Genomic DNA, 20,743 nt, shown 5'->3' with positions numbered 1-20,743 from the left:
GATCAAACCTCATCGAGCAGCTGGCGGGCAATCTCGCGAAACTCGTTCGGGGACATGTTGACGTTCTGAATCGGGCCACCGCCTCGACCCGTCAACTCGTTACGCACCCTGTCACCGAATTTCTCCCAGTTTCGTGCCTTTAGGAGAAAGATCAGAAGCGTGTCGCTATACTCGCGGATCGAGCCGCATTTCTCGCCCTTGTAGAAGACCGGCTTCAGCGTCCCGTCATACGCCCGGCGCACCGCCTCATCCTCGAGCGCCTCCGTACCCAGCACCACAGCCGCATCCCAAGCCTTGGCGAAGTCGGCGTCTGCGTCGCGCAGCTCGTACAGGTACTGCCTGGCCATGCGCACTGCGCGCGCAGCTGCGCTAACGTTCGCGGTTTCCGCCAGATTTTGAAGGAACTTGGCTCGCCTCTCCGGCGTGAATTTCTCTCGATTTGCCATGGGCATTCCCCCATGGGGCAGGATTGGAGCGGGCTGCCGGAATCGAACCGGCGTCCGCGGCTTGGAAGACCGCTGCCTGACCACTCGGCCAAGTCCGCATGAGAGTGCTGGGCTTCCACCAGCTCCGCGCTGGTCCATGCGCTCGTCGCGCATCCGACCTACGCCGGCCGGCAGGACCGGCGCTGCGCGCCGCGGTTGGCTACCACGCCTTATCGTGAGGCAGCGTCACGCATGTAGTTGCGCCCACTTTTCCGCCCGGGCGCCCCGGTAAGGCTCCGGGATCCGTTGGCGGCCCCGCATACGCTTTTCGGGCAACAAAAAAGCCCGCTGGCTTGCGCTCAGCGGGCTTTGGATGCAATTTCTGCGATTCTGGCGAAAATGTAGTTCGTTTGTCACACGCTGTCAAGCCTTCGCAGGTGTACTCGCTGCTACACTAGCCGGCAACGGGGAAACAAATGAATTCCATTAGAAAAAGCAAGCTAGGTTTCGAACTGCATCCGGGAGACGTCGTTCCGAATGAGCCGTTACTCTATCTCATTGAGGTCATTGACGGCAGCACCGGTGAAATCGATGTCGTCTACGTCGGCAAAAGCAACCGGGGATCGAGCAGGCCCTTCACCGCCTACGATAACAACATCCGGCGGATGATTGCGGGCGACCCGCCCAGGAATGGCAAGGAGTTTAGGCCGATCCACCACCGACTGTTCGACGCCTATCACGCCGGGCAAAGAGTCTGCATTCGACTAGTCAAGAATGTACCCGCCGACACAATCTTGATCGAAGAGCGTCTTCTGCAGATCCACTACGGGCTTTTCTTCGACTAATGCATGTACCTTCACCCACTACCCTAGATAATGTTGCGCAGCCATTCGCTCTCAGATAAAAATTAACCATGAAATACGTAAAATCTGAAATCATAAGCCTGAAAAACAGTTCCGAGTACAATGAAAAATGGCTTCAAGCGAGAATTGAAGAAGACCCGACTATCCTTGGCCTCGGCGACCTGGATTTCAGAGACACAGAGAAGATATTGGTTGGCGGCGGACGGCTTGACACCATACTCTATGACCCCGAGTATAAGAAGCGATATGAAATCGAAATACAACTCGGGCGAACAGATGAATCCCATATAATGCGGACCATCGAATATTGGGATATCGAGCGCAAGAAAAATCCTCAATACGAGCACTGCGCCGTAATTGTAGCAGAAGATATAACCAGTAGATTTTTGAACGTTATCTCCCTTTTTAATGGATTTATTCCACTAATTGCCATTCAGGTAAAGGCCGTAAAGATAGGCGACACAATTTCCTTATTCTTCACAAAGGTTCTCGATGAAAACAAATTCGATCTTTTAGAAGAGGAAAGCGCTTCGGAACCAACCGACAAGGAATACTGGGAAAAGAAAGCCACAAAAGAAAGCTTAAGACTGACGGAGAAAATTATGTCGTCGCTAGGTGAGATAACGTCGGAATATAGTCTGAAATACAATAAGCACTATATTGGTTTGGCAAAAAACAATATCGCCAATAACTTCATCGCATTCGTCCCGAGAAAATCTGCCGTTCTTCTTAATATAAAGTTAGAACAAACGGATGAAATTAACGAGATAGTTGCAGAATCAGATGCCGATGCATTGTCGTATGATAAACAATGGAATCAATATCGACTGAGAATAAAAGAAAGCGATTTAAACAACAACTTGGACATGATTAAGGATTTGGCGCTACGCGCGAAAAATGAGTACATGAGTTAACCCCGCAAGCGAATCGCAAATGCGCGGGGGCGCACATAAAAGCTGCCGTTCGATAATACGTGGGTCAGCGCCGGCCGCTGTGATCAAGCGGCCGGATGGGTGCTTTCATAATGCACCGGCTTTTGATTTGGCCTCGCCGGTTTCACGGTCTTTCACCTTTTCCGCAAGGTCCTTGTCCGTTACATAGATCGCACTTTCGGTGACCTTGGCTCCAAGCTCGTGTAATGAAATTTTGATTTTCGGACCTTCCCACGTCCGAACGTTGGACGTGTATCTCGCGCCCCCGCGAGTTTGAACCGTCACTTCCTCGGTCTTAATTGGCTCACCATAACGCTCGCGGAACATTGCAACAAGCCTGAAGTGGTTTGCTTTCTCCGTAGTCAGGGCAAAATAATATGGCACCCCATCAAGGTTAAGAGAAGAGAGTGAATATTTGAACCCCAAGTCCGGAAGATTGCGGTAGGAATAGAAATTATCCACCACAACTTTACATAATTCATTCCGTGCTTGAGCGCACGGTGGAAGCTCCACCTTTTCTCCGAATTTCAGTCCAAGGAAGGACGTTGGCTCCTCCCACTTGGGATGCTGCAATGCCGAGCTATTATGAGGGGCATTCTTGCCTACCTGCGCCGCGACGTTGCTGGCGGCAACTGCAACGAGGACAGAAAGTGCAAGGTGCAAAGTGCAGTGGCTCATTTTTCGACTCAGAAGTGAAGGTTCATGATCTTTAATTCTTGTTTTTCCTCCATTTTCCATACAGATACTAGGAGCTTGATCTGCGCTATACAACCATCAAATCCCCGGCATCATTTGAATGTTGCTCTTCCTCAGACGACAGTATAGAGCTCACCCAGTTTTCTTAACTGACGAAGGCGCCTCAGCATAGCGCGGAAAAGTGAGAGCGACACGGGCGGTCCGCCTAGCTCGCGCTGCCGACCATGCGGACTCGTCATCCGATGACACCACTGCGTGCTCCCGGAAGGCAGCGCCAAGCCGCTCAACGGCACGTGCCTCCAGCGCAGCGAAATGGGTAGCCATCCATTTCGCCGCCCGCTGCACCTTCCCTCGGTTCACACCCCACTTGTCCCCGATATCCCGCACGGACATGCCATCGCATTTCACGTTCCGTGGCGCGTAGTGCCGGGCGATCAGGTGGAAGACCGGCTCATAGGTATGGATGCCGCAAACATCCTTTGCGTAGCCGGCAAGGATGCGTACGCCTTCCGCCTTCTCTTTCCCGATAGCATATCGCGCCAAGACAGCGCCCATCTCAGGCCGCGGCAGCTTGCTGCGAACCGCCGTCACGACCATGGCGCACTGGCCCCGCGTCTCAAGCATATCCAGGCCGCCGAAGTCAATTCGACCAGCGCCAGGCTCTCCTCGCAGCTGCTGCAGCCAGGATTGCTGCCGACCGGTAAGCGACGAAACGCCCTCCATTGCACGTATCAGCGCGCGCCTCATTTGCCCATCCGCCATCGCCGGCTGCGACAGGATCAGGAACGAGACGTGCAGCGCCTGTTCGGTGTACTGAAAAATTGCGTCCATGCCCTTCTCCACGCTCGTCACGCCCGCTCCAGCGGCAGTTCCATCACCTCGACATAGACGCCTGGTGAGGCGCCGTATTTCTTGCTGATTCGGTACTCGACTGCCTGGCAGTCATCGACCCATACAACCCCGTTCAAGCCGTCCTTGATCGCCTTGAGCACGTTGTCGGCATCGGGCTTCTTGGTTGCGCAGATGAGGCCAACGGCAGCCATACCCTGACGCTTCTTCGACCAGCTGGCTGGGATGGCCAGAGCGATCTCGACCACCAGGTGGACGGGCCCTGCAAACGGCGGGCGACCACCCATCGCCTGCTCAGCAGCCAATGCGACGCGGTTCTCGTAGTGGACGGTTTTCTCCGGCGTGTGGTGGATCACCACGGGCCGGCCTGCTCCGTTCATGACAGGCTTGCCACCGCGCATCAGCGGCGCGCTGCGCGCACGCCCCTTGGCCACAGGCTGGCCCGGGACACGGAAGCACACGCGCGCGGGCGGAAGGAGGTTCTCGTCTTGCTCCATTGCGTCGATTCGTTGGTTGGAGCCGGCGCCCACCAGGGCGCGGACTGGCTTGTCCATTTCTGCCGGCTCGTTTGAGGCGAGCGCGCGGGCTGCCGAGGCGATCTCGCCGGTGATGCGGGCTTGGCCGATGTGCATCAATCCCTCTCCCCTTCATTGAGCGCCATACCCGAGGAGATTTCGGCGCGGATGGCGGCGGCACAGCCCAATGCCTCGACGGGCTTTGCCTCCGGGTCATATGCCTGCTCACAAATCTGTGCCGCCCGCTCCATGCCTGCGGCACAGAAATACTTTGCGGCTTCATAGGCAAAGGCGATCTCGTATTGGCCGCCGCCTGCACGCAGGTACTGCCCGTGCGTCCTCCACCATTCGGCGAAATCTGCTTCGAACCCCTCACGCATGTTGCTCTCCTGCGTTGGGCGCCTCAGCGGTGGCGAGCCGGTCGATGCGCTCGATTTCGGCCAGGATCAGGGCGCCGGCCTTGACAAGATTGCGGCGGTCGTCTGATGGCTTCCACCACTCAGGGGCCCACGGCCAGTTGATGGGAATAGCACCTTCTGGCACTACTGCATTTTCGTAGCCGTTCCATTCGATGTAGCAACCAGCAGCTTGTGAAAGCGTGCCTGGATCGTGCTGATCGTCATGCTCCGGCGTCCAGCCTTCGGCTTCGACTTGGCGGCGTCGCTCGGCCAGTACGTCGCGCGCTGCTGCACTCTCCACCACCGCCCGCGAGGACGATGCGAGAGAGAGAATGGCGCGAGCAAAGGGGATTAGATCTGTGTCGCACGAACCGATACCCCAGGGTTGCATAGGCAATTCCTTGGCGATGTTCAAAAACGCTTCATCCGACAGCGCCACACCCTGCCGGGACTCGACCATCGCTCCCGCATAGCACGCCGCCGGCGTATCGGCATCGTGTTCGGCGGTCGCTTGCTGGAGCGGCGTGCGCGAGGATGCGCGAGCGATAAAGGAGTCAATCTCATCGCAAAGCGCAGCGCCCTTTGGGTAGCCAGGCAACTGATCGATGGCGTTCCGTGCTGAGAGCAAAAGGTTGTACGCCTCATCTGACAGCGCCACACCCTGCCGGTCAGCGCGCGCAGGCTCTGCGGCCAAGCACCCGTCGCAATCATCTGCAATGCATTCCGCGCTGTGCTTGCTCGCGTCGTAGGCTGCGGGCTGTGCGGCGAGTAGGGCGAAGGCGGCTTCAATGGCACGCATCGCGTCAACCCGATATAGATCAGGAACAGCATTGCATGCAGCGTCGATCATTTCGTCAGTTGCCGTCAGTGCGGCAGGCGATGCGCTCTCCAGAACAGCGTCTTCGATCTGGCGGGCGAACTGGCGCCATCCCCATCCCTTCAGGAATCCATCAAGGCCGCCCGGCATGGCATTGGCGACGGCATCGATCTGCGCGTCCTGCAAGCCCGGCATATCGGTCAGAGCCTCCGCGCGCTTCCAATCGCCCTCCGTCATCCCGCACTCGTCGCGTTGCTCGGCGGCAGGCGATGCGCTCGGTGCAGGGTCGGTGTACGCGGCAATGGAGTACGGCCGCACCGACGACGCACTCGCACCACCGTCGCGCAGCGCCTGGTCCTTCTGCGCTGCCGAGATGACGCGCGCCGGATCCTCTTCATGCACCCACGCCACCGGCTCCGCTATCGCTTTCCCGCAGGAATGGGCGATATTGCAAGGCTCGCGGGACCGGTCATGCTCGATGGCCTTGTTCGGATCCACGGTGCGCCAGTCCGGCCAGGCGCGCGCCTCATTCCTCGCCTGCTTCGCCACCAACGCCGCGATGATCTCTTCCGGGCTCGCGCCCGTTCGCCATGCACCGTCCAGCGCAAGTATGGCAACGTCGATCCATTCCCTCAGGTCAGCGGGATCTGCTTCGATCTCACGCAGCTCCTTGCGGATGTGGTCGACCACGCCGGCAGCGCGCGGGCCGGGGCCGAAAGTGCGCGCCGACCATTCGCGCTGCCGCTGCAGGTGGGTGCGGAAATTGAAGTTGGCCTCATCGGCGCCGTTGGAAATGCACATTTTGCTCATGGCCTTTTTTAAGATGTCAGGTTTGTCGTGGTTCGATGCCGTTATTGCCGCCGCTGCCGCCTGGCCTCCTGCTCACGCCACCGTGCCTCGCCGCGCGCCTGGAGCAGCTGCCGCACGGCCGCGGTGACCCTGTCGTCCCGGATGCCAATGCAGGCCATCTTCGCGGCGCAACTCGGCACAGCCTCGCCGGCGATGCAGCGGTTCAGGATCCTGACCGCCCAGCGGCGTTCGAAGGGGTACCCGGCTTCGTCGAGGTATTGCACGGTCAATGCCTCCCGCCCATGGCGCCGGAAACGGTCATGGCACCGCGCGCCTTCCACAGCCACGGACCATCGCCGGCGGCTTCGAAGACTCGGGCCTTGAAATACGGGAATGGCTCGTCTGGGCCTTGGAAGACGCCGACGGTCGCCCCGAAGGCTGTGATGCCAGACGCGCTCTCATGCCACTCGTCGGTGCCCGGTGTGACCGCAGACGGCGCGCGCCGCTTGGCCAGGATGTCGGCCAGGATCACGTCGACCAAGCCCACGTTCACCGGCTGCGCGGAACCCTCCTTGCGGCGTCGCTGCTGGGCGCTGGCAATGGCGCGGGCCACGTCCGCCGGCGTGGCGCCCTCCGCGACCCACCGCAGCAGGCGTTCGTCGCTCGCATCGGCTTCGATGCCGCCTTTGCACAGAACGTCCGCCAACGCGGCGGCAGGCGGCGGCGCCCCCGCGCCCGCGCAACCACTGTCGGTGGTTATGCTGCTGCTTTGGTTTACATATCCCTGTCCCTCTCCCTGTCCCTTGGATGGTGTTTCCCGGGGGACAGCTTGGGGACATTGGGGCTTTGTCCCCGGGGACACTTCGGCTTTGTCCCCTTGTGTCGGGTCGGCATAGTCGGGGGACAAGAACCGCTCCAGCGAGGGAAATGGGATGTGTGTCCCGTTACGCTGGTTGTGCTTCTTGATCCGAGCGCACTCGGTCTTGTGCCGCTGACGATGTTTGCCAGCCCAAGCCTCAAGGGCCTTCTCGGCGACAACGGGGTGGTAGAGCCTGCCGTCGCTGCACTTGATCCAGCCGCGTAGCGCGCCGGTGCGTACACGCTGCCACTCCCTCACAACACGCCCGAAGCCGGCCAGGCGGGACAGCACGTTATCGTCATCAGGCAATGAGGCAGCGGGCTGCTGATGCCAGGAAGCGCACCAGAGCAGCACAGCGGTCCAGCAGGCCTCCGGGGACTCTTGCGCCGCGAGATCGCTGTCGCGCAGCCGCACAACGTCCAGCGGCATGAATTGGAAGTCGCGTAGGTCGCAGTCCGGCGGTGTGAGGGGTTCAGGCAAGTCCATCATGCAGATTCCGTATCCCAGCGCAGCTTTTCCTGAGTCGGATGCGTATCAACGCGCGGCCGGCTCGGGCAATGCCAAGATCCGCCGCCGGCGGAACCGACAAGGCGCCAGCCTGCCGCGCGCAGGGATGCACCGCCCTCGTAGGGCAGCGTGTAAGTGATGAGCTTCCGGTAGCCGAGCGCTTTCGCCGCCCGCCAAGCAGCGGCGTAAAGCATCGAGCAGGCATTGCGCTGGCCATCAGTGCACAGCCGGTTGACCTCGAGCGTCCAGCCATCGTCTAGCGTTCTGGAGACGGGGCGTCCCACCAGCGCCACGCCGGGGATGCGCTCCCCCGCGGCTACGGCGACGCAGAACTTGCAGCCCGCCGGGGGGCGGTGGTGCCGGTGGTGGCGTGCAACGAAGGCGCAGGCCTCGGCAAACGTGATGGGGACGATCTGGAGTGTCACGTGGCCGCCTCCAAAACCAGTCCCGCCTGCCGCGTGCGCGCCGCCTGCAGTGTGATGTAGTCCGCGTTCAGCTCGGCGCCGAGCCACCGGCGGCCCAGGCGCTGTGCAACGCTCGCCACCGTGCCGGAGCCCATGAACGGGTCGAAGACGATGTCGCCCGGGCGACTGCCAGCCAGGATGCACGGCTCGACCAGCGCCTCTGGAAACGTAGCGAAGTGCGCGCCGGCGTAGGGCTGAGTGGCCACCGTCCAGACGCTGCGCTTGTTGCGCGTCTCGCTGTAGTCGACATCTTTACGGTCGGCGCGGTGCTGGGCTTTCTGCCCATGCTCAGCTGCGGAGTACTTCGTCTCGCGCGCGAAGCTGTTGCGCTTGCTGCCGCGAGCTGACCCGTCACGGTGGTAGGTGCCGTGCGCACCTTCGCCGACACTGGTATCCCAACCTTTTGGCACCGGCATGATGTTGCCGGAAACGGTCCGCTTGCCGCCTTCGGCGTTCACAAAGGTGGCACCTTCCACGTACGCGCCTCCACGAAAGCTGTTTGCGAATCCTTTCCCTGTAACGTTTGCTGGCTCGCGGATGGCGGCTTGGTCGAAGTAGTACCGTTGGCCCTTTGTCAGCAGGAACAGATATTCATGTGCCTTGGTGCAGCGGTCCGTGATGGATTCCGGCATAGGATTCGGCTTGTGCCAAATGATGTCCTGGCGAAGTCGCCACCCAGCGCCCTGCATAGCAAATGCCAAGCGCCAGGGCTGGCCAACCAGATCCTTCGGCTTAAGCCCATCGACAACCAGCTCGCCGCTGGTGTAGCTGTCGCCCATGTTCAGCCACAGCGTGCCGTCATCGGCGAGCAGCTGGCGGCAGAGGTCAAACACATCGACCATGTTGGCCAAGAACTCGCGCAGAGTCGGCTCCAGGCCGAGCTGGCCGTCGACGCCATAGTCGCGCAGGCCCCAGTACGGCGGACTGGTCACGATGCACTGCACGCGCACTCCAGCGGCGATCAAGTCGCGCATGACAGCGCGGCAGTCACCCTGGTAGCAGGTGTTGAGCCTCACTACAGCCTCCACCCTGCCCCGCGCGGCGCCATGCGCAGTTCGGCCATTCGCCGAATGCCAGCTTCCCACCCGGAAAGAACTCCCTTGCCGACTATCCGTTCCACATGCGCCATCGGCGCGCGCGGCGCGAAGTAGACCCGGATCGAGCCCTCCACAAACGCTGATTCCGCTTCCCTTCGGTCCAGTACCGGCTTCATCGCCCGGCGCAACGCCGCGGCAGAAACGGCAAACCGACGCGCTAGCATCGGCTCGCTGAAGCGCTGCAGTGGATTGCCGCGCAGATGCTGCATGACGCGGCGCGCAAGGTCTGTATCGGGTGCCGTCGGCGTGGTGTACCCACTTCTGCGTTCAGGCATGGAAAGCCTCCAGACAATCGGAATTCTTCGGGATGAAGGCAAGCTCGCAGGCGCGCTCAACATGCGCCGACCAACCGCGGTCCCACTGGCGTTCGAAGCGGGCCAGCGGGCCGCGCGTGAAAGGGTTTTCCGAATGCGGCGCGCCGGCGCGCGCGGCGAGCCAGCCACAGCGAAAGGCCGCAATCTCGAAGAGGTCAAGCATCCTTGGCCCCCTTCGCCGCATCGTTCCGCCGGTACAGCCGCATCGCCACCGCCATGAACTCGCTGAGGGTCCGGTGGACCTCGTCCTCGATCTGTTCGAGGGCCGCACCCTCCTTGCGGTCGATCTCGCCATCATTGATGAAGCTGCGGAATCGCGAGAACAGATCGCCCAGGTCGGACATCAGCTCCTGCTGCTTGTCGAACAGCTCTTCCCTCCCACAAAGCTCGACGCCGGGCAGCGGCACGAACACGCCGCCGGACTCGCGCGCTATGACCTCCGCGAAGTCCTGTGTCCCGGAGAACGCCTGAATCTGCATCGCCGTGTCGACGTGCATGCGTTGTTCCTTGCGCTCGTACACGCGGTTTTCCAGAGCGGCCTTGGACATGCCAAGCGCTGCGGCCATTGAATCCCAACCGCCAGGCATGGCGCGGATCATCGATAGATATGCGTTTCTGATACCCATAGGGAAAGCAAAGGTCTTGGTGGTGTTGATCCAGGCGCTACGCCGATACAGTTGCACGCATGGCGATCCTGCATAGAGGTGAGGACTTTCACGCTGCCTGCTTTCCGTCGGTTGGCAGACCGTCAGCAAGCTCTGGCCATATCTCGTGCCAGTCGTCAGGACGGAGGTCGCGGCGGCTTACGTTGTAGGCGGACTCGATTGCGACACACCTGCGTGGAGGAACTGGGCGCCGGCGCGTGAGCCACTCGTGTGCCGTTGGCGGCTCCACACCAATCCTCCGTGCGAAGGCGGACAAGCCGCCAGCCAGGTCGCACGCCGTTTTGATAGGTGCAAAATGTTCCATGGGCTCAATCTTAGGCATAGCCTACGATCAAGTCAAGGCATTGCCGAATGTCGCGCACTCGTTGCCTAATTTGGCTATGCCTAAGACCCCCACCCCTCCTGAACATATCGGTGCCCGCCTGTTGGCAGAGATGCAAGAGCGAAACTTGTCGCACGCGGACGTCGCGGCAATGTTTGGCGTCAAGCCTCCGTCCGTGTACGACTGGATCAACTACGGGCGTATGGCAAAGAAACACCTCCCTAAGTTGGTGGAGGTTTTCGGCCACTCCGTAAATTGGTGGCTGACCGGTCGGGACGATGAAGGCATGCAGTCGCCCGGGCTGCCGCGAGGTCTGGCGCGCCTATCCACTGTGCTTGAGGGAAAGTCAGATGAAGAGATCGAGCGAATTGCTCGAGCGCTTGAATTACTCCTTGTTGAGAGCCCGAATAAATCACAAGATGTGACGCGAAAGTACACTGTCGCCGATTCCGAGTTCTTCGGTTCGCATCAAGAACAAAAAAAGCGCGCCAAATAGCACAAAATTTCTCCGCCACGTGCTTTAGAATTTTTTCGATTTTCAACTTTTAAAGCGCGGATCATCATGGATTGGACGGACACTTCGTCCGGAAAACCATGAGGAGAAGAGCTTGAAGCGATTTCTAAAGTGGGGATCGATCGCCGCAATGGCGGTGATCGTTGTCGGTGTTCTTGCGGGAAAGAATGCCGATACCCCCGTCAACACAAACGACGTAGCTACCCCTGACTTGTCGGCCCAGGATCCGCCATTGCCAGTGAGCGCTCCGGCCCTGCTTGCCGCCTACGAGGAAAACGAGGTGGCCGCTAACGCCAAATACAAGAACAAGAGACTGATTGTCTCGGCGCACATTAAGAGCATCGAGGCAGGCATGGGCGACCGTCCATACCTAAGTCTTGCGGGCGGTCACGGACAGTTCGAGATCGCCTCACCTCAAGCGAGGATGGCGTGGTCCGAGGATGCCGCCGTCGCGAAGTTAAGAAAGGGCCAGGCAGTAAAGCTGCTTTGCGTCGGCGATAGTGAATTGGCCGGCATCCCCATGCTGAAGGATTGCGTCCTTCAATAATATAGCGATATTTTCTCTTATTCGAGCCTGTCTATTTGACAGGCTTTTTATATTCCATCGCGAAAGGTCTGCGGAACATTGGGGATTTTACGCATCGATTAGACCTACCGGTCGAGCCAGCTTCAATGGAAGGCTACGGGTAAATCGCAATGCGGGCAATACCTAAAGCGCGATAGCAAATGCGCAGGCCCAATGGAGGCCCGCCCCGTGGTCAACATCATTCATCTGGACGCCTTCAGGGCCACGCATAACATCGAGCGGGGCCTGTCTGCCCGTCGCAAGCCCCTATCAACCGCCTCTTCCGATCCCACACCGCTTCCACGAGCCATAGTGACCGCCGTTGCCCCCGGCGTTCACGAGGTGGAATTGACAGAACAGTGGGCAGCGGACCCTCTAGCGGCCGCTGAAACGCTGATGCTTTGCGGCTTGAAGATCATCAGAGAGTACAGACGCAACGCGAAGCAATCCGGCGACGAAGGTAGTGCCTAAAAAAAAATTAGGCATTGCCTTGACTTCAACATAGGCTGTGCCTAAACTCGCTTCCATCAGCACACCACCGATGGATGCGACATGGACCACCACCAAGCAGCAGACCAGATCGCCGCCGACCTCCGCGTCGGCGCGGTCGAACCCTACTGCCCGCCCGACCAGGCGCTGGAGTATCTGGGCGACATCCTGAAGGCAGGCAACGTCCGCTACCTGCCAGCCGAAACCCCCTCTGCGCACCTTCGCCGCTCTCACGAGCTGATGGGCCAGCGCGCGCACCACATCTTCGATGAACTGATCAGCCGCAACGCACAGCGTGTCGCCGAGGAGGAAAGCGCCGCCGAGCGGCACGCGCGGTCGGATGCGCTCGAGGCGATTTCAGAGCGGGATGCGGCATGACGCTCCTTCGCCAACTCATCCGCACCAATGGCGTCAGCGAGCAGCTCGACCGTCCGCATTCCGTGACCGAGATCTGCGCGCTGATCGGTGCCGAGGCGCTTGACACAGTGGTGCTGGCCGACCGCATGCATGTGATGGTGGTCGACGACCTGGGCCACTACAAGCACTTGCCCATCAATCGCGCTGCCACGGTTCTCTATTGGGAGAAGTGCGGCACGCCCAATCGGCATGTCATCCGCGGAGACGTGGTCATCGCGCCGGATAGCGATTTCGGGAGCGACCAGTGAGCGTCCACATCCTCGACAACATTCGATACGCCATCGCCAAGCAACTCCCAGACATGGAGCGGGGCTTCACGATCCATACGAACTACGGCGATCTGGTTATAGAGCAAGAAGACGCCGCCGCATTTGTTGCCCTGACTGGAAAGGTGCTCAGGCGCAAGCTTGCCCGCCTTGAGGCCGGCCAAGGGACGAAGCCAGCGCGCACCGCAGGAGCAGCGTCATGACGCCGCGCGACAACGAGCGCATCGACCGCTACGTCCGCTGGTTCAACCGATGTGTTTGGGCCGCCGCCGTCTACGCCTTTTTCTACGTCGCCTACTCGATCGCAGTCGACGAGCCCAAGTCCATCCATCCCACCTCCAATCGGAAAACTGCCATGACCCAGCAAGAGGCACCGGCGAGCGAGCCGGTACTGAGCCACACCACGCATGCCGAGATCCAGTTTCTCGACGGCCTGGCGAGCAAGAAGGACGGCGCGATCCTGCTGCGCAACTACGTGCGCAGCTCGGAGAAGCGCGTGCTGTGGGGCGATATCGACAAGGACGCAGCCGTTCGGCATGCCGAGGCGCTGCTGGCGAGGGCCGTCTGATGCTTGCCCGCCCTCTTATCCCCGGTCACAGCTACCACGTCCACGGCGCGGGCCTCGTCCTGACCGTGATCGCAGCCAACCCCGTCGATGCGCTGTGCATCGCCATTGACCTGATCGAGGAATGTTCGGCATGAACATCATCACCATCCGCGCCAGCTCGCTGGCCGAACTCTTCGACTGCCCGGCGCGCTGGGAAGCGAAGCACATCCTGGGCATGCGCATGCCCTCCGGCGCGGCCGCGCATCTTGGCACCGCCGTGCACGCCAGCACCGGCCTGTTCGACCAGGCCACGCTCGACGGCGCGCCCATCACCGCCGACGACGCCGCCGGCGCGCTGGTCGACACGATCCGCGACAAGAACGCCGAAGTGGACTGGGACGACACCGACCCGTCCGCCGCCGAGCGCATCGGCCTGGCGTTGCACGCGCTACTGCGCCGAGATCGCGCCGCGCCAGCGCTACGTGGGAGTCGAGGTCGCCTGCGAGCGCCTGGAGATCCCCGAGCTGGGCTTGGCCTTGACCGGCACCACCGACCGCGTGCGCACCACCGAGGCTGGCTTCGGGATTTCCGACCTGAAGACTGGCGGGCGCGCGGTGGGCACCGACGGCACCGCGGTGACCGCCGGCCACGGCCCGCAGCTGGGCGTCTACGAGCTGCTGGCTGAACACGCCCTAGGCGTGCCCATCAGCGCGCCAGCGCAGATCGTCGGCATGAACACCGGCAAGACGCCGGCTGCGCAGCGCGTCGGTACCGGCGAAATCGAATCCCCGCGCGCGGCGCTGCTGGGCACCGAAGAACAGCCGGGGCTGCTGCAGCACGCATCCCGCCTCATCCAGTCCGGCGCCTTCTATGGCAACGGCAAATCCGTCCTGTGCTCGGCGAAGTACTGCCCGCGGCACGCCACCTGCCCTTACAAGTCCTGACCATGAAAGCCCAAGACATCTACATCCGTCTGACCGATCCGACTGGAAAACACAAGCCGGTGGTGAACCAGCACCGCGTTTGGGACCGCGACCTCTTTGTAGCCAATCAACTGCGCCAGTACGGCGAGGCGGCGAAGCCCGGCGACGAGCGCCTGATCGCCGTCGTGAGCCGCGACGACTACACCGCCTACCGAAAAGGGAACTGACATGACCGCTACCGCCACCATTGAACAAATGCGCGCGCCCGCCGTGCGCGAAGCCAGCATGCCGGTTGTCCGCGCCGGCTTCTTTGACCTGCAGGGCTTCGAGTTGCTGCAACGCGTTGCGAAGGCATTTGCCACTTCCAATCTGGTGCCACAGCAGTATCAGGGCAACGTCGCCAACTGCATGATCGCCCTCAACCTTGCCAGCCGCTTGAAAGCTGACGAGCTGATGGTCATGCAGAACCTGTACGTCGTGCACGGCCGGCCGGGCTGGTCTGCGAAGTTTCTGATCGCCACCTTCAACCACTGCGGCCGCTTCTCCGCCCTGAAATACGAGTGGATCGGCAAGCAGGGCAGCGACGACTGGGGCTGCCGCGCCTGGGCGATTGAGAATGCCACCGGCGAGAAGATTGTTGGCCCGGACATCACCATCAAGATGGCAAAGAGCGAGGGCTGGTACGAAAAGAAGGGATCGAAGTGGCAAACGATCCCCCAGCTGATGCTCATGTACCGCAGTGCGGCGTGGATGATCAACACGGCGGCACCCGAGATCTCGATGGGCCTGCCCACTGCCGAAGAACTGGCCGACACGATCGACATGCGCCCGGACGGCAGCTACACAGTATCGGTCGAAGGCCTGCGCGCCGCCGCTTCGCCGGCCCAGCCGGCCGACATCATCGAGCGTGAGTCAGCACAACCCGCCTCACCTGAAGGGGAAAAAGCGGAAGTCCAAGGCACCGACGCACCAGTTGGCGAGCCCGAGCAGGACGATGGCGGTGCTGTCGGCTCGGGCGGACCGACCTTCCAGGACGTGAACCGCGAGCTGCTGCAGGCCTCTTCGCTCGAGGACCTGGACTATGCGCGCAGCCTGATCAAGCAGTTGCCGGACGAAACACAGAAGGCGACGTTAAACCAGGTTGCCGCGCGCCGCATGCGAGAGCTGGCGCCGCCGGACGAGCCGGCCGCGCAGCCGACCCGCCGCGCTCGCGCACCGATCAACGCTGACTGAACACCTGTGAGACTGCCTGCGCGGACGGCTGTAGCGCGGGAGGAAGAACAGCGCCGCGCCGCCGAATGCTGAGCCGCGGCCCAAGACAAACTGACACCGAATACAGAAATGAGCCACTCCCCGGAAATGCGCGAAACCCTGAACATGACCGCCACCACGGTTGGCAAGGATCTTCTGTCGGCGCTGGTGCTCGAGATGAAGATGCTGCCCGACACCTGGGTGAAGCTGTCGCAGAAGAAGCAGGACGACATCATCAGCCGCCTGCGCGATCGCGTCGACGCCTCGGTCAAGATGGCCGTCCACCTCATCGCCGCCAACGGTCGCACGGTCCTGCAAGGCGATCTCGACAAAGTCACCATCCACAACGGGACGCAGGCCACGGTGAAGTTTGGCAAGGCCGCGCCCGGGTTGCTCGAGCTGGCCGCCGCGCAAGGCCAAGCGGTACTGCTCGTGGTCAGCGGCAACCCCGAGGCATTCACCGCTGGCATGGGCGAAGTTCGCGGCGAGTCCGACCAACGCGGCCTGAACCTCGGCAAGGAATATACGGACGGCGATGGCGACGGCATGCCCGACGCCTCAGGCAAGGACGATGGCGTGATCGACGGCGAGGCCAAGGTGATCGGCATCGAACACCAGCCGTTGCAGGAAGAACTCGATGCTGCGTTGCAGGCGGGCTACGACGCCGCTGCCGAAGGAAAGCCGGAGAGCGCTTGCCCGGTGATGGCGGGCGCGCTGTGTATTCAGTGGGTGAAGGGCTGGAAGGCCTGGCACGAAGCGAATCCTGCGCCGGAGGCAGCATGAAGCTAACCAACATACACATCCGTAATTTCCTCGGCATCCGCGCGGCCGATCTCGAGTTGACCACGCCAGTCACGCTGATCTGCGGCCCGAACGGCGCAGGTAAGTCAAGCGTGCAGGAGGCCGTCCGTCTGGCGCTGGCCGGCGAATCGGTGCGCGTCGGGCTGAAGAAGGAATTCGGCCAGCTGCTGCACGACGGAACCGAATCGGGGTCGATTGTGATTTCCGTCGGCCCGCAGTCCAACAGCGTAGCCCTGCCCTCGGGCAAGGCCACGCAGGGCATCCCGGCTGACCCGCGCCTACCATTCCTTCTGGATGCCCAGCGCTTCGCCCACATGGACGTCAAGGAGCGCCGCGCCTTCCTGTTCGACCTGATGGGCATCAAGATCGGCACCGACCAGGTACGCGAGCGCCTGGCGGCGCGCGGCTGCGACACGAAGAAGGTCGAAGCAGTGTTGCCCATGGTGCGCGCCGGCTTCGAAGCAGCCGCCAAGGAAGCGCAGATGAAGGCCACCGCCGCCAAGGGCGCGTGGCGGGCCATCACCAATGAGACCTACGGCAGCGTCAAGGCCGCCGACTGGGTCGCGCCGGCGCCGGCCGGTGGCCCGGCACCCGAAGACCTTGCCGCGACCATCGCGGAATGCGAGGCCGATATCGCGGAAGCCAGCGGGTCGGTTGGCGACCTGCAGCGACAGCTGGGCGAGATCGACGCCGCGGCGCGTCAGCGCGCCCACCGCGATCGTCAGATTGCCGACCTAGCCGGCAAAGCGGATCAGTTGCCCAAGGCGCAGGAATCCGTCGCGCGCGCGCAGGCCGAGCTGGACGCCTTCCGGCCCAAGGTCGAAGCACTGCGCGCCGCCGCCGGCGGCAAGGTAGCCGGCATGCCGTGCGCCTGCCCCGAGTGCGGCGCCATGCTGCTCTTCCTGGCCGGACAACTGGCGAAGTACGAGCCGACGCAGGCTGATCCCGAAGCCGCGGCCCGCCTGCCCGAGTACGAGCGCAGCCTGAAGGTGCTGGAAAACGCCCTCAAGAGCCGCACCGCCGAGCGTGACGCGGCCGACGCCGCCGCCAAGCAGCTCGAGCTGCTGCGCAAGGACGCCGCGGCTGACAGCGGTGACACCGACGACGAGTTGCGCACCAAGATCGAGGCCGAGCTGGCGATCCTGAAGTCCGCGATCGGCAAGGTCAGCGAGGAACTGGAAGCCGCGCGCACCGCGCGCGGCGCGATCGCCCAAGCCGCCGAGCAGACGGCGAAGGCTGCCCAGCACCACGCCGACGTGGTCGCCTGGGAAGCGCTGGCCGAAGCCCTTGGCCCCGGCGGCATCCCGGGCGAGCTGCTCGCCGAAGCGCTGGACCCCATTAACGAGCGCCTTTCTGCTGCCGCCAACGAATCCGAATGGATGCGCATCGGCATCGAGGCCGATATGACGATCACCGCCGACGGCGGCCGGCCGTATGCCCTGCTCTCCGAGTCGGAGAAATGGCGCGCGGACGCGATGATCGCCGAGGCGATCGCGTGCCTGACCGGACTGCGACTGCTGGTGCTGGACCGCGCCGACGTGCTGATCGGGGCCGAGCGCGACAGGCTCTTCTGGTGGCTGGATGACCTGGCCGCTGACGGCTCGATCGACACGGCGCTGATCTTCATGAGCCTGAAGGCGCCGCCCAGCGGCCTGCCGGAAAGCGTACAGGCGTTCTGGGTGGCGAACCAACAGGCCGGCAACCTGGGGGAGGCAGCGTGATTGTCAGCACCACAACCATGATCAATCGCCTACGCGGACTGCTGGGCACAACGGACCTCACACAGTGGGAACAAGACTTCGTCCGCAAACTGGCCGAGGTCTCGGATGCCGGCGAAGTGACCAAGCTCTCCGGCGCCCAGGTCGACAAGCTGGACGAACTGCATGGGAGGCACTTCGGATGAGCACGGTCAACGTCGTTTTCTACGCGATCGTCAGCCAGCGCTTCTCGTCTGGCGGATACCAGACGGGCAAGCCGACCGTGCGCGTCACGAAATCGAAGCCAGACTGCGCCGCGACTGAGGTACCAGTCAGGATCAGCCTGCAGCTGCCCGAGAGCCTGTTCAAGCGGCCGACGCTGCAGGCGAAGATCGTCATTCCTGATGGTCAGACGCAGTTCGACATCACTCCGGAGGTTCAGGAAGGAATTGCCCAGGCGGTGCAGGACCGACTTGGCATCACGCTGCGTGTCAGCGCGGAGGAGTTGCAACCATGAAACGTGCAGCCCCAACCCCCTGGAACCCATCGCGCACCGCCACCGCGCGCGTGAAGAACCCGCTGCCTGCGCCGACACATTGCCCATTCTGCAGCGCGACAGTCGAAATCGTGAGCAACGAGCATATCTACGGTCGCGCTTACGGCGACTGGCCTTGGGCCTATCGCTGCACCGGTCGCAAATGCCATGCGTACGTAGGTCTGCACCCGTTCACCAACATCCCACTCGGCACGCTGGCGGACGCCCCGACACGCGAGGCTCGCAAACGTGCGAAGACGGCATTCAACCCTATCTGGGAAAGCGGTCGCATGACGCGCGCGGAAGCGTATGCCTGGCTGGCCGGCGCGTTGGGCATCGATAACGTCGAGGAATGTCACATTGGGTGGTTCGACGTGCAGACGTGCCAACGCGTAGTGGCCGCCTGCCTGAAATTGGCAAAGGAGCTGCAGCCATGATCGAGCGCATCTACAACTGCTTCACGATGTGCTCCGGCCTAGGCGGCGGCGCCAAGGGCTTCAAGAAAGCCGTGGCCCGTGTGAGGAACATGGTTGGGCGCTGGCGCTGCATCGGTGGCATCGATAACGATCCTGCCGCGGCACGCGACTTCCACCGCCTGGTGGGCACGCCGTGCACCGTGATGGACCTGTTCACGCGCGCGCAATACGTCGCCTTTCACGGGAAGGAACCGCCGGTGGGCTGGCGCGAGGCCTTCCCGGCTGACGTGCGGCGCGCCGCCAACAACGAGCACCCTCATTGCGTGTTCATCTCGTCGCCCTGCAAGGGCGCCAGCGGACTGCTATCGGAAGCCCTGAGCCGCACGCCGAAGTACCAGGCGCTCAACGAGCTGACGCTTCGCTGCGTCTGGCTGATGTGCGAGGCGTGGAAGGATGATCCGGTCGAGCTGATCGTGTTCGAGAACGTTCCGCGGCTGGCCACGCGCGGCCGGCACCTGCTGGACCAGATCGGGCAACTGCTGCGCCACTACGGCTATGCCGTGAACGAGACGACACACAACTGTGGCGTGATCGGCGGGCTGGCCCAAAGCCGCAAGCGGTTTCTGCTGGTGGCTCGCCACACCGCCAAGGTGCCGGCGTTCCTTTACGAGCCGCCTGTGAAGCGCCTGCAAGGTGTCGGCACCGTTCTCGGCCGCATGCCGCTGCCAGGTGCCGCCGAAGCCGGCCCGATGCACCGTGTGCCGTCCCTGCAGTGGAAGACGTGGGTGCGGCTGGCCTTCGTCGAAGCCGGCAGCGACTGGCGCAGCCTAGATCGGCTGGCCGTGGCAGACGGCCACTTGCGGGATTACCTGATCATGCCCGAGCGTCGCAATGGCGCGCTGGGCGTCCTTGGCTGGGACGAACATGCCGGCGCAGTCGCAGGTGAATCGCTACCGAGCAATGGTGCCTTTTCTGTGGCGGATCCGCGCGGCCCGGCCAACGCGGCACAGTATCAACAGTATGGCGTGCTGCGCTGGGGCGATCCCTCCGGCGCCATCATAGGAGTCAAATCGCCCGGCCAGGGCACGTTCAGCGTTGCTGACCCGCGCCATGCCGGCCCGGCCAAGCACAACAACGAATTCCGTATCGTCCCGTGGCATCGCCCGGCGGGCGCCGTCACCAGCGCCCACGGCACCGGCCAGTGCGTCGCCGATCCGCGCCGCGACGGGCCGACCTTCGGCAAATACGCGGTCACGCCGTGGGACCAGGCCAGCGGCACCGTCATCGCCAGCAGCACCACCGGGCAAGGCGCGTTCGCCGTGGCCGACCCGCGCCCAGGCTTCCACCGCGAGAAGGGCGATGCCTACCTCACGGCCGGTCATTACGGCGTTGTGAGCTGGGGCCAGCACAGCGGCGCCGTGTCCGCGGCGGCGGGCTACGACAACGGACGCTGGTCGGTCGCAGATCCGCGCCTACCTGCGGGAAATGACAAGCTCGTCGCGATCATCCGGGCGCTGGATGGCACCTGGCACCGCCCGTTCACCACGCTGGAGTTGGCTGCCCTGCAATCGCTGATCGAGCCGGAGGAATACCTCGAGCTGGACGGGCTCAGCGATCAGGCCTGGCGCGAGCGCATCGGCAACGCGGTGCCGCCGGAGGCCGCCGAGGCTATTGCCGAGATGATGGGGACTACCCTGCTGCTGGCCGAGACCGGCGAGACGTTCATGCTATCGGCCACGCCGGTGTGGGTGCGTTCAGTGGCCGTAGCAATCGCCGTTGAGAACTGGGGTTCGGCATGAAAGACGATAAG

At 62.4% G+C, this 20,743-nt stretch carries 32 protein-coding genes, 1 tRNA gene and 1 pseudogene; 19 read left to right on the top strand and 15 right to left on the bottom strand.

Annotated elements, in window-relative coordinates:
* Positions 1–2: 2 nt before the first annotated feature.
* Positions 3–446: a terminase gene (locus FHX60_RS13585; protein ID WP_183283642.1), complete on the bottom strand. Its 444-nt coding sequence runs from the start codon at positions 444–446 to the stop codon at positions 3–5.
* 24 nt (positions 447–470) lie between these two features.
* A tRNA-Gly gene (locus FHX60_RS13580) sits at positions 471–544 on the bottom strand.
* Between the two features lie 357 nt (positions 545–901).
* On the opposite strand from FHX60_RS13580, the gene FHX60_RS13575 reads away from it, so the two are divergent.
* The gene (locus tag FHX60_RS13575) at positions 902–1,270 is read left to right on the top strand and encodes a hypothetical protein (RefSeq protein ID WP_183283641.1); all 369 of its coding nucleotides are present in this window, start codon (positions 902–904) and stop codon (positions 1,268–1,270) included.
* A gap of 68 nt (positions 1,271–1,338) precedes the next feature.
* Positions 1,339–2,202, top strand: coding sequence for a hypothetical protein (locus tag FHX60_RS13570; protein ID WP_183283640.1), 864 nt, complete (start codon positions 1,339–1,341; stop codon positions 2,200–2,202).
* Between the two features lie 105 nt (positions 2,203–2,307).
* Here FHX60_RS13570 and FHX60_RS13565 read toward each other — a convergent pair whose 3' ends face one another.
* The 13 genes from FHX60_RS13565 to FHX60_RS13505 form a co-directional block, all read right to left on the bottom strand.
* Entirely contained in the window at positions 2,308–2,898 is a 591-nt protein-coding gene (locus FHX60_RS13565; RefSeq protein ID WP_183283639.1) for a hypothetical protein, read from the bottom strand.
* 150 nt (positions 2,899–3,048) lie between these two features.
* Positions 3,049–3,747: a hypothetical protein gene (locus FHX60_RS13560; RefSeq protein WP_183283638.1), complete on the bottom strand. Its 699-nt coding sequence runs from the start codon at positions 3,745–3,747 to the stop codon at positions 3,049–3,051.
* A gap of 17 nt (positions 3,748–3,764) precedes the next feature.
* Complete coding sequence (locus tag FHX60_RS13555) at positions 3,765–4,397, bottom strand: RusA family crossover junction endodeoxyribonuclease (protein ID WP_311729101.1); 633 nt, start codon at positions 4,395–4,397, stop codon at positions 3,765–3,767.
* The gene (locus FHX60_RS13550) at positions 4,397–4,660 is read right to left on the bottom strand and encodes a hypothetical protein (protein ID WP_183283637.1); all 264 of its coding nucleotides are present in this window, start codon (positions 4,658–4,660) and stop codon (positions 4,397–4,399) included. Before FHX60_RS13550 ends, FHX60_RS13555 begins: the two co-directional genes overlap by 1 nt.
* Positions 4,653–6,305 carry a dATP/dGTP pyrophosphohydrolase domain-containing protein gene (locus tag FHX60_RS27750; protein WP_260163901.1) on the bottom strand — a complete coding sequence of 551 codons (1,653 nt, stop codon included), beginning with the start codon at positions 6,303–6,305 and terminating at the stop codon, positions 4,653–4,655. Before FHX60_RS27750 ends, FHX60_RS13550 begins: the two co-directional genes overlap by 8 nt.
* A 41-nt stretch (positions 6,306–6,346) precedes the next feature.
* Positions 6,347–6,568 carry a hypothetical protein gene (locus FHX60_RS13540; RefSeq protein ID WP_183283636.1) on the bottom strand — a complete coding sequence of 74 codons (222 nt, stop codon included), beginning with the start codon at positions 6,566–6,568 and terminating at the stop codon, positions 6,347–6,349.
* Between the two features lie 2 nt (positions 6,569–6,570).
* The gene (locus FHX60_RS27745; RefSeq protein WP_260163900.1) at positions 6,571–7,632 is read right to left on the bottom strand and encodes a DUF1376 domain-containing protein; all 1,062 of its coding nucleotides are present in this window, start codon (positions 7,630–7,632) and stop codon (positions 6,571–6,573) included.
* Entirely contained in the window at positions 7,629–8,075 is a 447-nt protein-coding gene (locus FHX60_RS13530; RefSeq protein ID WP_183283635.1) for an XF1762 family protein, read from the bottom strand. Before FHX60_RS13530 ends, FHX60_RS27745 begins: the two co-directional genes overlap by 4 nt.
* Positions 8,072–9,088, bottom strand: a complete 1,017-nt coding sequence (locus FHX60_RS13525) for a DNA-methyltransferase (RefSeq protein ID WP_183283634.1) — start codon at positions 9,086–9,088, stop codon at positions 8,072–8,074. Before FHX60_RS13525 ends, FHX60_RS13530 begins: the two co-directional genes overlap by 4 nt.
* A gap of 41 nt (positions 9,089–9,129) precedes the next feature.
* Positions 9,130–9,486, bottom strand: coding sequence for a hypothetical protein (locus tag FHX60_RS13520; RefSeq protein ID WP_183283633.1), 357 nt, complete (start codon positions 9,484–9,486; stop codon positions 9,130–9,132).
* Positions 9,479–9,688 (bottom strand): hypothetical protein, encoded by a 210-nt coding sequence (locus FHX60_RS13515; RefSeq protein WP_183283632.1) that lies wholly within the window; start codon positions 9,686–9,688, stop codon positions 9,479–9,481. The genes FHX60_RS13520 and FHX60_RS13515 overlap by 8 nt, the downstream gene beginning before the upstream one ends.
* Complete coding sequence (locus FHX60_RS13510) at positions 9,681–10,208, bottom strand: YmfL family putative regulatory protein (protein ID WP_221210001.1); 528 nt, start codon at positions 10,206–10,208, stop codon at positions 9,681–9,683. The genes FHX60_RS13515 and FHX60_RS13510 overlap by 8 nt, the downstream gene beginning before the upstream one ends.
* A gap of 31 nt (positions 10,209–10,239) precedes the next feature.
* Positions 10,240–10,494 (bottom strand): transcriptional regulator, encoded by a 255-nt coding sequence (locus FHX60_RS13505; RefSeq protein ID WP_183283631.1) that lies wholly within the window; start codon positions 10,492–10,494, stop codon positions 10,240–10,242.
* Here FHX60_RS13505 and FHX60_RS13500 point away from each other — a divergent pair.
* The 17 genes and pseudogenes from FHX60_RS13500 (at position 10,493) to FHX60_RS13430 (ending at position 20,732) form a co-directional block, all read left to right on the top strand.
* On the top strand, positions 10,493–11,008 hold the full coding sequence (locus FHX60_RS13500) for a helix-turn-helix domain-containing protein (RefSeq protein ID WP_183283630.1): 516 nt from the start codon (positions 10,493–10,495) through the stop codon (positions 11,006–11,008). The genes FHX60_RS13505 and FHX60_RS13500 overlap by 2 nt on opposite strands.
* Before the next feature lie 112 nt (positions 11,009–11,120).
* Complete coding sequence (locus FHX60_RS13495; RefSeq protein ID WP_183283629.1) at positions 11,121–11,573, top strand: OB-fold protein; 453 nt, start codon at positions 11,121–11,123, stop codon at positions 11,571–11,573.
* A gap of 570 nt (positions 11,574–12,143) precedes the next feature.
* Positions 12,144–12,458, top strand: coding sequence for a hypothetical protein (locus tag FHX60_RS13490; RefSeq protein ID WP_183283628.1), 315 nt, complete (start codon positions 12,144–12,146; stop codon positions 12,456–12,458).
* Positions 12,455–12,745 (top strand): DUF3846 domain-containing protein, encoded by a 291-nt coding sequence (locus FHX60_RS13485; RefSeq protein ID WP_183283627.1) that lies wholly within the window; start codon positions 12,455–12,457, stop codon positions 12,743–12,745. Before FHX60_RS13490 ends, FHX60_RS13485 begins: the two co-directional genes overlap by 4 nt.
* Positions 12,742–12,966, top strand: a complete 225-nt coding sequence (locus FHX60_RS13480) for a hypothetical protein (RefSeq protein WP_183283818.1) — start codon at positions 12,742–12,744, stop codon at positions 12,964–12,966. The genes FHX60_RS13485 and FHX60_RS13480 overlap by 4 nt, the downstream gene beginning before the upstream one ends.
* Entirely contained in the window at positions 12,963–13,331 is a 369-nt protein-coding gene (locus tag FHX60_RS13475; protein ID WP_183283626.1) for a hypothetical protein, read from the top strand. Before FHX60_RS13480 ends, FHX60_RS13475 begins: the two co-directional genes overlap by 4 nt.
* Positions 13,331–13,465 carry a hypothetical protein gene (locus tag FHX60_RS27740; RefSeq protein WP_260163898.1) on the top strand — a complete coding sequence of 45 codons (135 nt, stop codon included), beginning with the start codon at positions 13,331–13,333 and terminating at the stop codon, positions 13,463–13,465. Before FHX60_RS13475 ends, FHX60_RS27740 begins: the two co-directional genes overlap by 1 nt.
* Positions 13,453–13,641: pseudogene (locus FHX60_RS27735) on the top strand (PD-(D/E)XK nuclease family protein); the annotation flags it as partial. The gene FHX60_RS27740 and the pseudogene FHX60_RS27735, both read left to right, overlap by 13 nt.
* Positions 13,642–13,792: 151 nt before the next feature.
* A complete protein-coding gene (locus tag FHX60_RS13470) occupies positions 13,793–14,254 on the top strand; it encodes a PD-(D/E)XK nuclease family protein (protein ID WP_311729089.1) in 462 nt (153 codons plus the stop codon).
* 2 nt (positions 14,255–14,256) lie between these two features.
* Positions 14,257–14,460, top strand: a complete 204-nt coding sequence (locus FHX60_RS13465; RefSeq protein ID WP_183283625.1) for a hypothetical protein — start codon at positions 14,257–14,259, stop codon at positions 14,458–14,460.
* Position 14,461: 1 nt separating this feature from the next.
* On the top strand, positions 14,462–15,466 hold the full coding sequence (locus tag FHX60_RS13460; protein ID WP_183283624.1) for a hypothetical protein: 1,005 nt from the start codon (positions 14,462–14,464) through the stop codon (positions 15,464–15,466).
* Between the two features lie 108 nt (positions 15,467–15,574).
* Positions 15,575–16,267 (top strand): Rmf/CrpP family protein, encoded by a 693-nt coding sequence (locus tag FHX60_RS13455; RefSeq protein WP_183283623.1) that lies wholly within the window; start codon positions 15,575–15,577, stop codon positions 16,265–16,267.
* Entirely contained in the window at positions 16,210–18,006 is a 1,797-nt protein-coding gene (locus FHX60_RS13450) for an AAA family ATPase (protein ID WP_311729084.1), read from the top strand. The genes FHX60_RS13455 and FHX60_RS13450 overlap by 58 nt, the downstream gene beginning before the upstream one ends.
* A gap of 17 nt (positions 18,007–18,023) precedes the next feature.
* Positions 18,024–18,188, top strand: a complete 165-nt coding sequence (locus FHX60_RS13445; RefSeq protein WP_221210000.1) for a hypothetical protein — start codon at positions 18,024–18,026, stop codon at positions 18,186–18,188.
* A complete protein-coding gene (locus FHX60_RS13440) occupies positions 18,185–18,499 on the top strand; it encodes a hypothetical protein (RefSeq protein WP_183283622.1) in 315 nt (104 codons plus the stop codon). The genes FHX60_RS13445 and FHX60_RS13440 overlap by 4 nt, the downstream gene beginning before the upstream one ends.
* Entirely contained in the window at positions 18,496–18,954 is a 459-nt protein-coding gene (locus FHX60_RS13435) for a zinc-finger-containing protein (protein WP_183283621.1), read from the top strand. The genes FHX60_RS13440 and FHX60_RS13435 overlap by 4 nt, the downstream gene beginning before the upstream one ends.
* Complete coding sequence (locus FHX60_RS13430) at positions 18,951–20,732, top strand: DNA cytosine methyltransferase (protein ID WP_183283620.1); 1,782 nt, start codon at positions 18,951–18,953, stop codon at positions 20,730–20,732. Before FHX60_RS13435 ends, FHX60_RS13430 begins: the two co-directional genes overlap by 4 nt.
* Positions 20,733–20,743 lie beyond the last annotated feature (11 nt).

The organism is Cupriavidus alkaliphilus (genome assembly GCF_014191175.1).
GTDB classification, from domain to species: Bacteria; Pseudomonadota; Gammaproteobacteria; order Burkholderiales; family Burkholderiaceae; genus Cupriavidus; species Cupriavidus alkaliphilus.
Note: the sequence above shows the minus strand (reverse complement) of the source record. Positions and strands in the feature narration are given on the sequence as shown.

Bases quoted from the DNA above. Each gene is read 5' to 3' on its own strand.
- FHX60_RS13585 (WP_183283642.1), bottom strand. From the start codon at position 446: ATGGCAAATCGAGAGAAATTCACGCCGGAGAGGCGAGCCAAGTTCCTT.
- FHX60_RS13575 (WP_183283641.1), top strand. From the start codon at position 902: ATGAATTCCATTAGAAAAAGCAAGCTAGGTTTCGAACTGCATCCGGGA.
- FHX60_RS13570 (WP_183283640.1), top strand. From the start codon at position 1,339: ATGAAATACGTAAAATCTGAAATCATAAGCCTGAAAAACAGTTCCGAG.
- FHX60_RS13565 (WP_183283639.1), bottom strand. From the start codon at position 2,898: ATGAGCCACTGCACTTTGCACCTTGCACTTTCTGTCCTCGTTGCAGTT.
- FHX60_RS13560 (WP_183283638.1), bottom strand. From the start codon at position 3,747: ATGGACGCAATTTTTCAGTACACCGAACAGGCGCTGCACGTCTCGTTC.
- FHX60_RS13555 (WP_311729101.1), bottom strand. From the start codon at position 4,397: ATGCACATCGGCCAAGCCCGCATCACCGGCGAGATCGCCTCGGCAGCC.
- FHX60_RS13550 (WP_183283637.1), bottom strand. From the start codon at position 4,660: ATGCGTGAGGGGTTCGAAGCAGATTTCGCCGAATGGTGGAGGACGCAC.
- FHX60_RS27750 (WP_260163901.1), bottom strand. From the start codon at position 6,305: ATGAGCAAAATGTGCATTTCCAACGGCGCCGATGAGGCCAACTTCAAT.
- FHX60_RS27745 (WP_260163900.1), bottom strand. From the start codon at position 7,632: ATGATGGACTTGCCTGAACCCCTCACACCGCCGGACTGCGACCTACGC.
- FHX60_RS13525 (WP_183283634.1), bottom strand. From the start codon at position 9,088: ATGCGCGACTTGATCGCCGCTGGAGTGCGCGTGCAGTGCATCGTGACC.
- FHX60_RS13520 (WP_183283633.1), bottom strand. From the start codon at position 9,486: ATGCCTGAACGCAGAAGTGGGTACACCACGCCGACGGCACCCGATACA.
- FHX60_RS13515 (WP_183283632.1), bottom strand. From the start codon at position 9,688: ATGCTTGACCTCTTCGAGATTGCGGCCTTTCGCTGTGGCTGGCTCGCC.
- FHX60_RS13500 (WP_183283630.1), top strand. From the start codon at position 10,493: ATGGGCTCAATCTTAGGCATAGCCTACGATCAAGTCAAGGCATTGCCG.
- FHX60_RS13505 (WP_183283631.1), bottom strand. From the start codon at position 10,494: ATGGAACATTTTGCACCTATCAAAACGGCGTGCGACCTGGCTGGCGGC.
- FHX60_RS13490 (WP_183283628.1), top strand. From the start codon at position 12,144: ATGGACCACCACCAAGCAGCAGACCAGATCGCCGCCGACCTCCGCGTC.
- FHX60_RS13485 (WP_183283627.1), top strand. From the start codon at position 12,455: ATGACGCTCCTTCGCCAACTCATCCGCACCAATGGCGTCAGCGAGCAG.
- FHX60_RS13475 (WP_183283626.1), top strand. From the start codon at position 12,963: ATGACGCCGCGCGACAACGAGCGCATCGACCGCTACGTCCGCTGGTTC.
- FHX60_RS27740 (WP_260163898.1), top strand. From the start codon at position 13,331: ATGCTTGCCCGCCCTCTTATCCCCGGTCACAGCTACCACGTCCACGGC.
- FHX60_RS13465 (WP_183283625.1), top strand. From the start codon at position 14,257: ATGAAAGCCCAAGACATCTACATCCGTCTGACCGATCCGACTGGAAAA.
- FHX60_RS13460 (WP_183283624.1), top strand. From the start codon at position 14,462: ATGACCGCTACCGCCACCATTGAACAAATGCGCGCGCCCGCCGTGCGC.
- FHX60_RS13455 (WP_183283623.1), top strand. From the start codon at position 15,575: ATGAGCCACTCCCCGGAAATGCGCGAAACCCTGAACATGACCGCCACC.
- FHX60_RS13445 (WP_221210000.1), top strand. From the start codon at position 18,024: ATGATCAATCGCCTACGCGGACTGCTGGGCACAACGGACCTCACACAG.
- FHX60_RS13440 (WP_183283622.1), top strand. From the start codon at position 18,185: ATGAGCACGGTCAACGTCGTTTTCTACGCGATCGTCAGCCAGCGCTTC.
- FHX60_RS13435 (WP_183283621.1), top strand. From the start codon at position 18,496: ATGAAACGTGCAGCCCCAACCCCCTGGAACCCATCGCGCACCGCCACC.
- FHX60_RS13430 (WP_183283620.1), top strand. From the start codon at position 18,951: ATGATCGAGCGCATCTACAACTGCTTCACGATGTGCTCCGGCCTAGGC.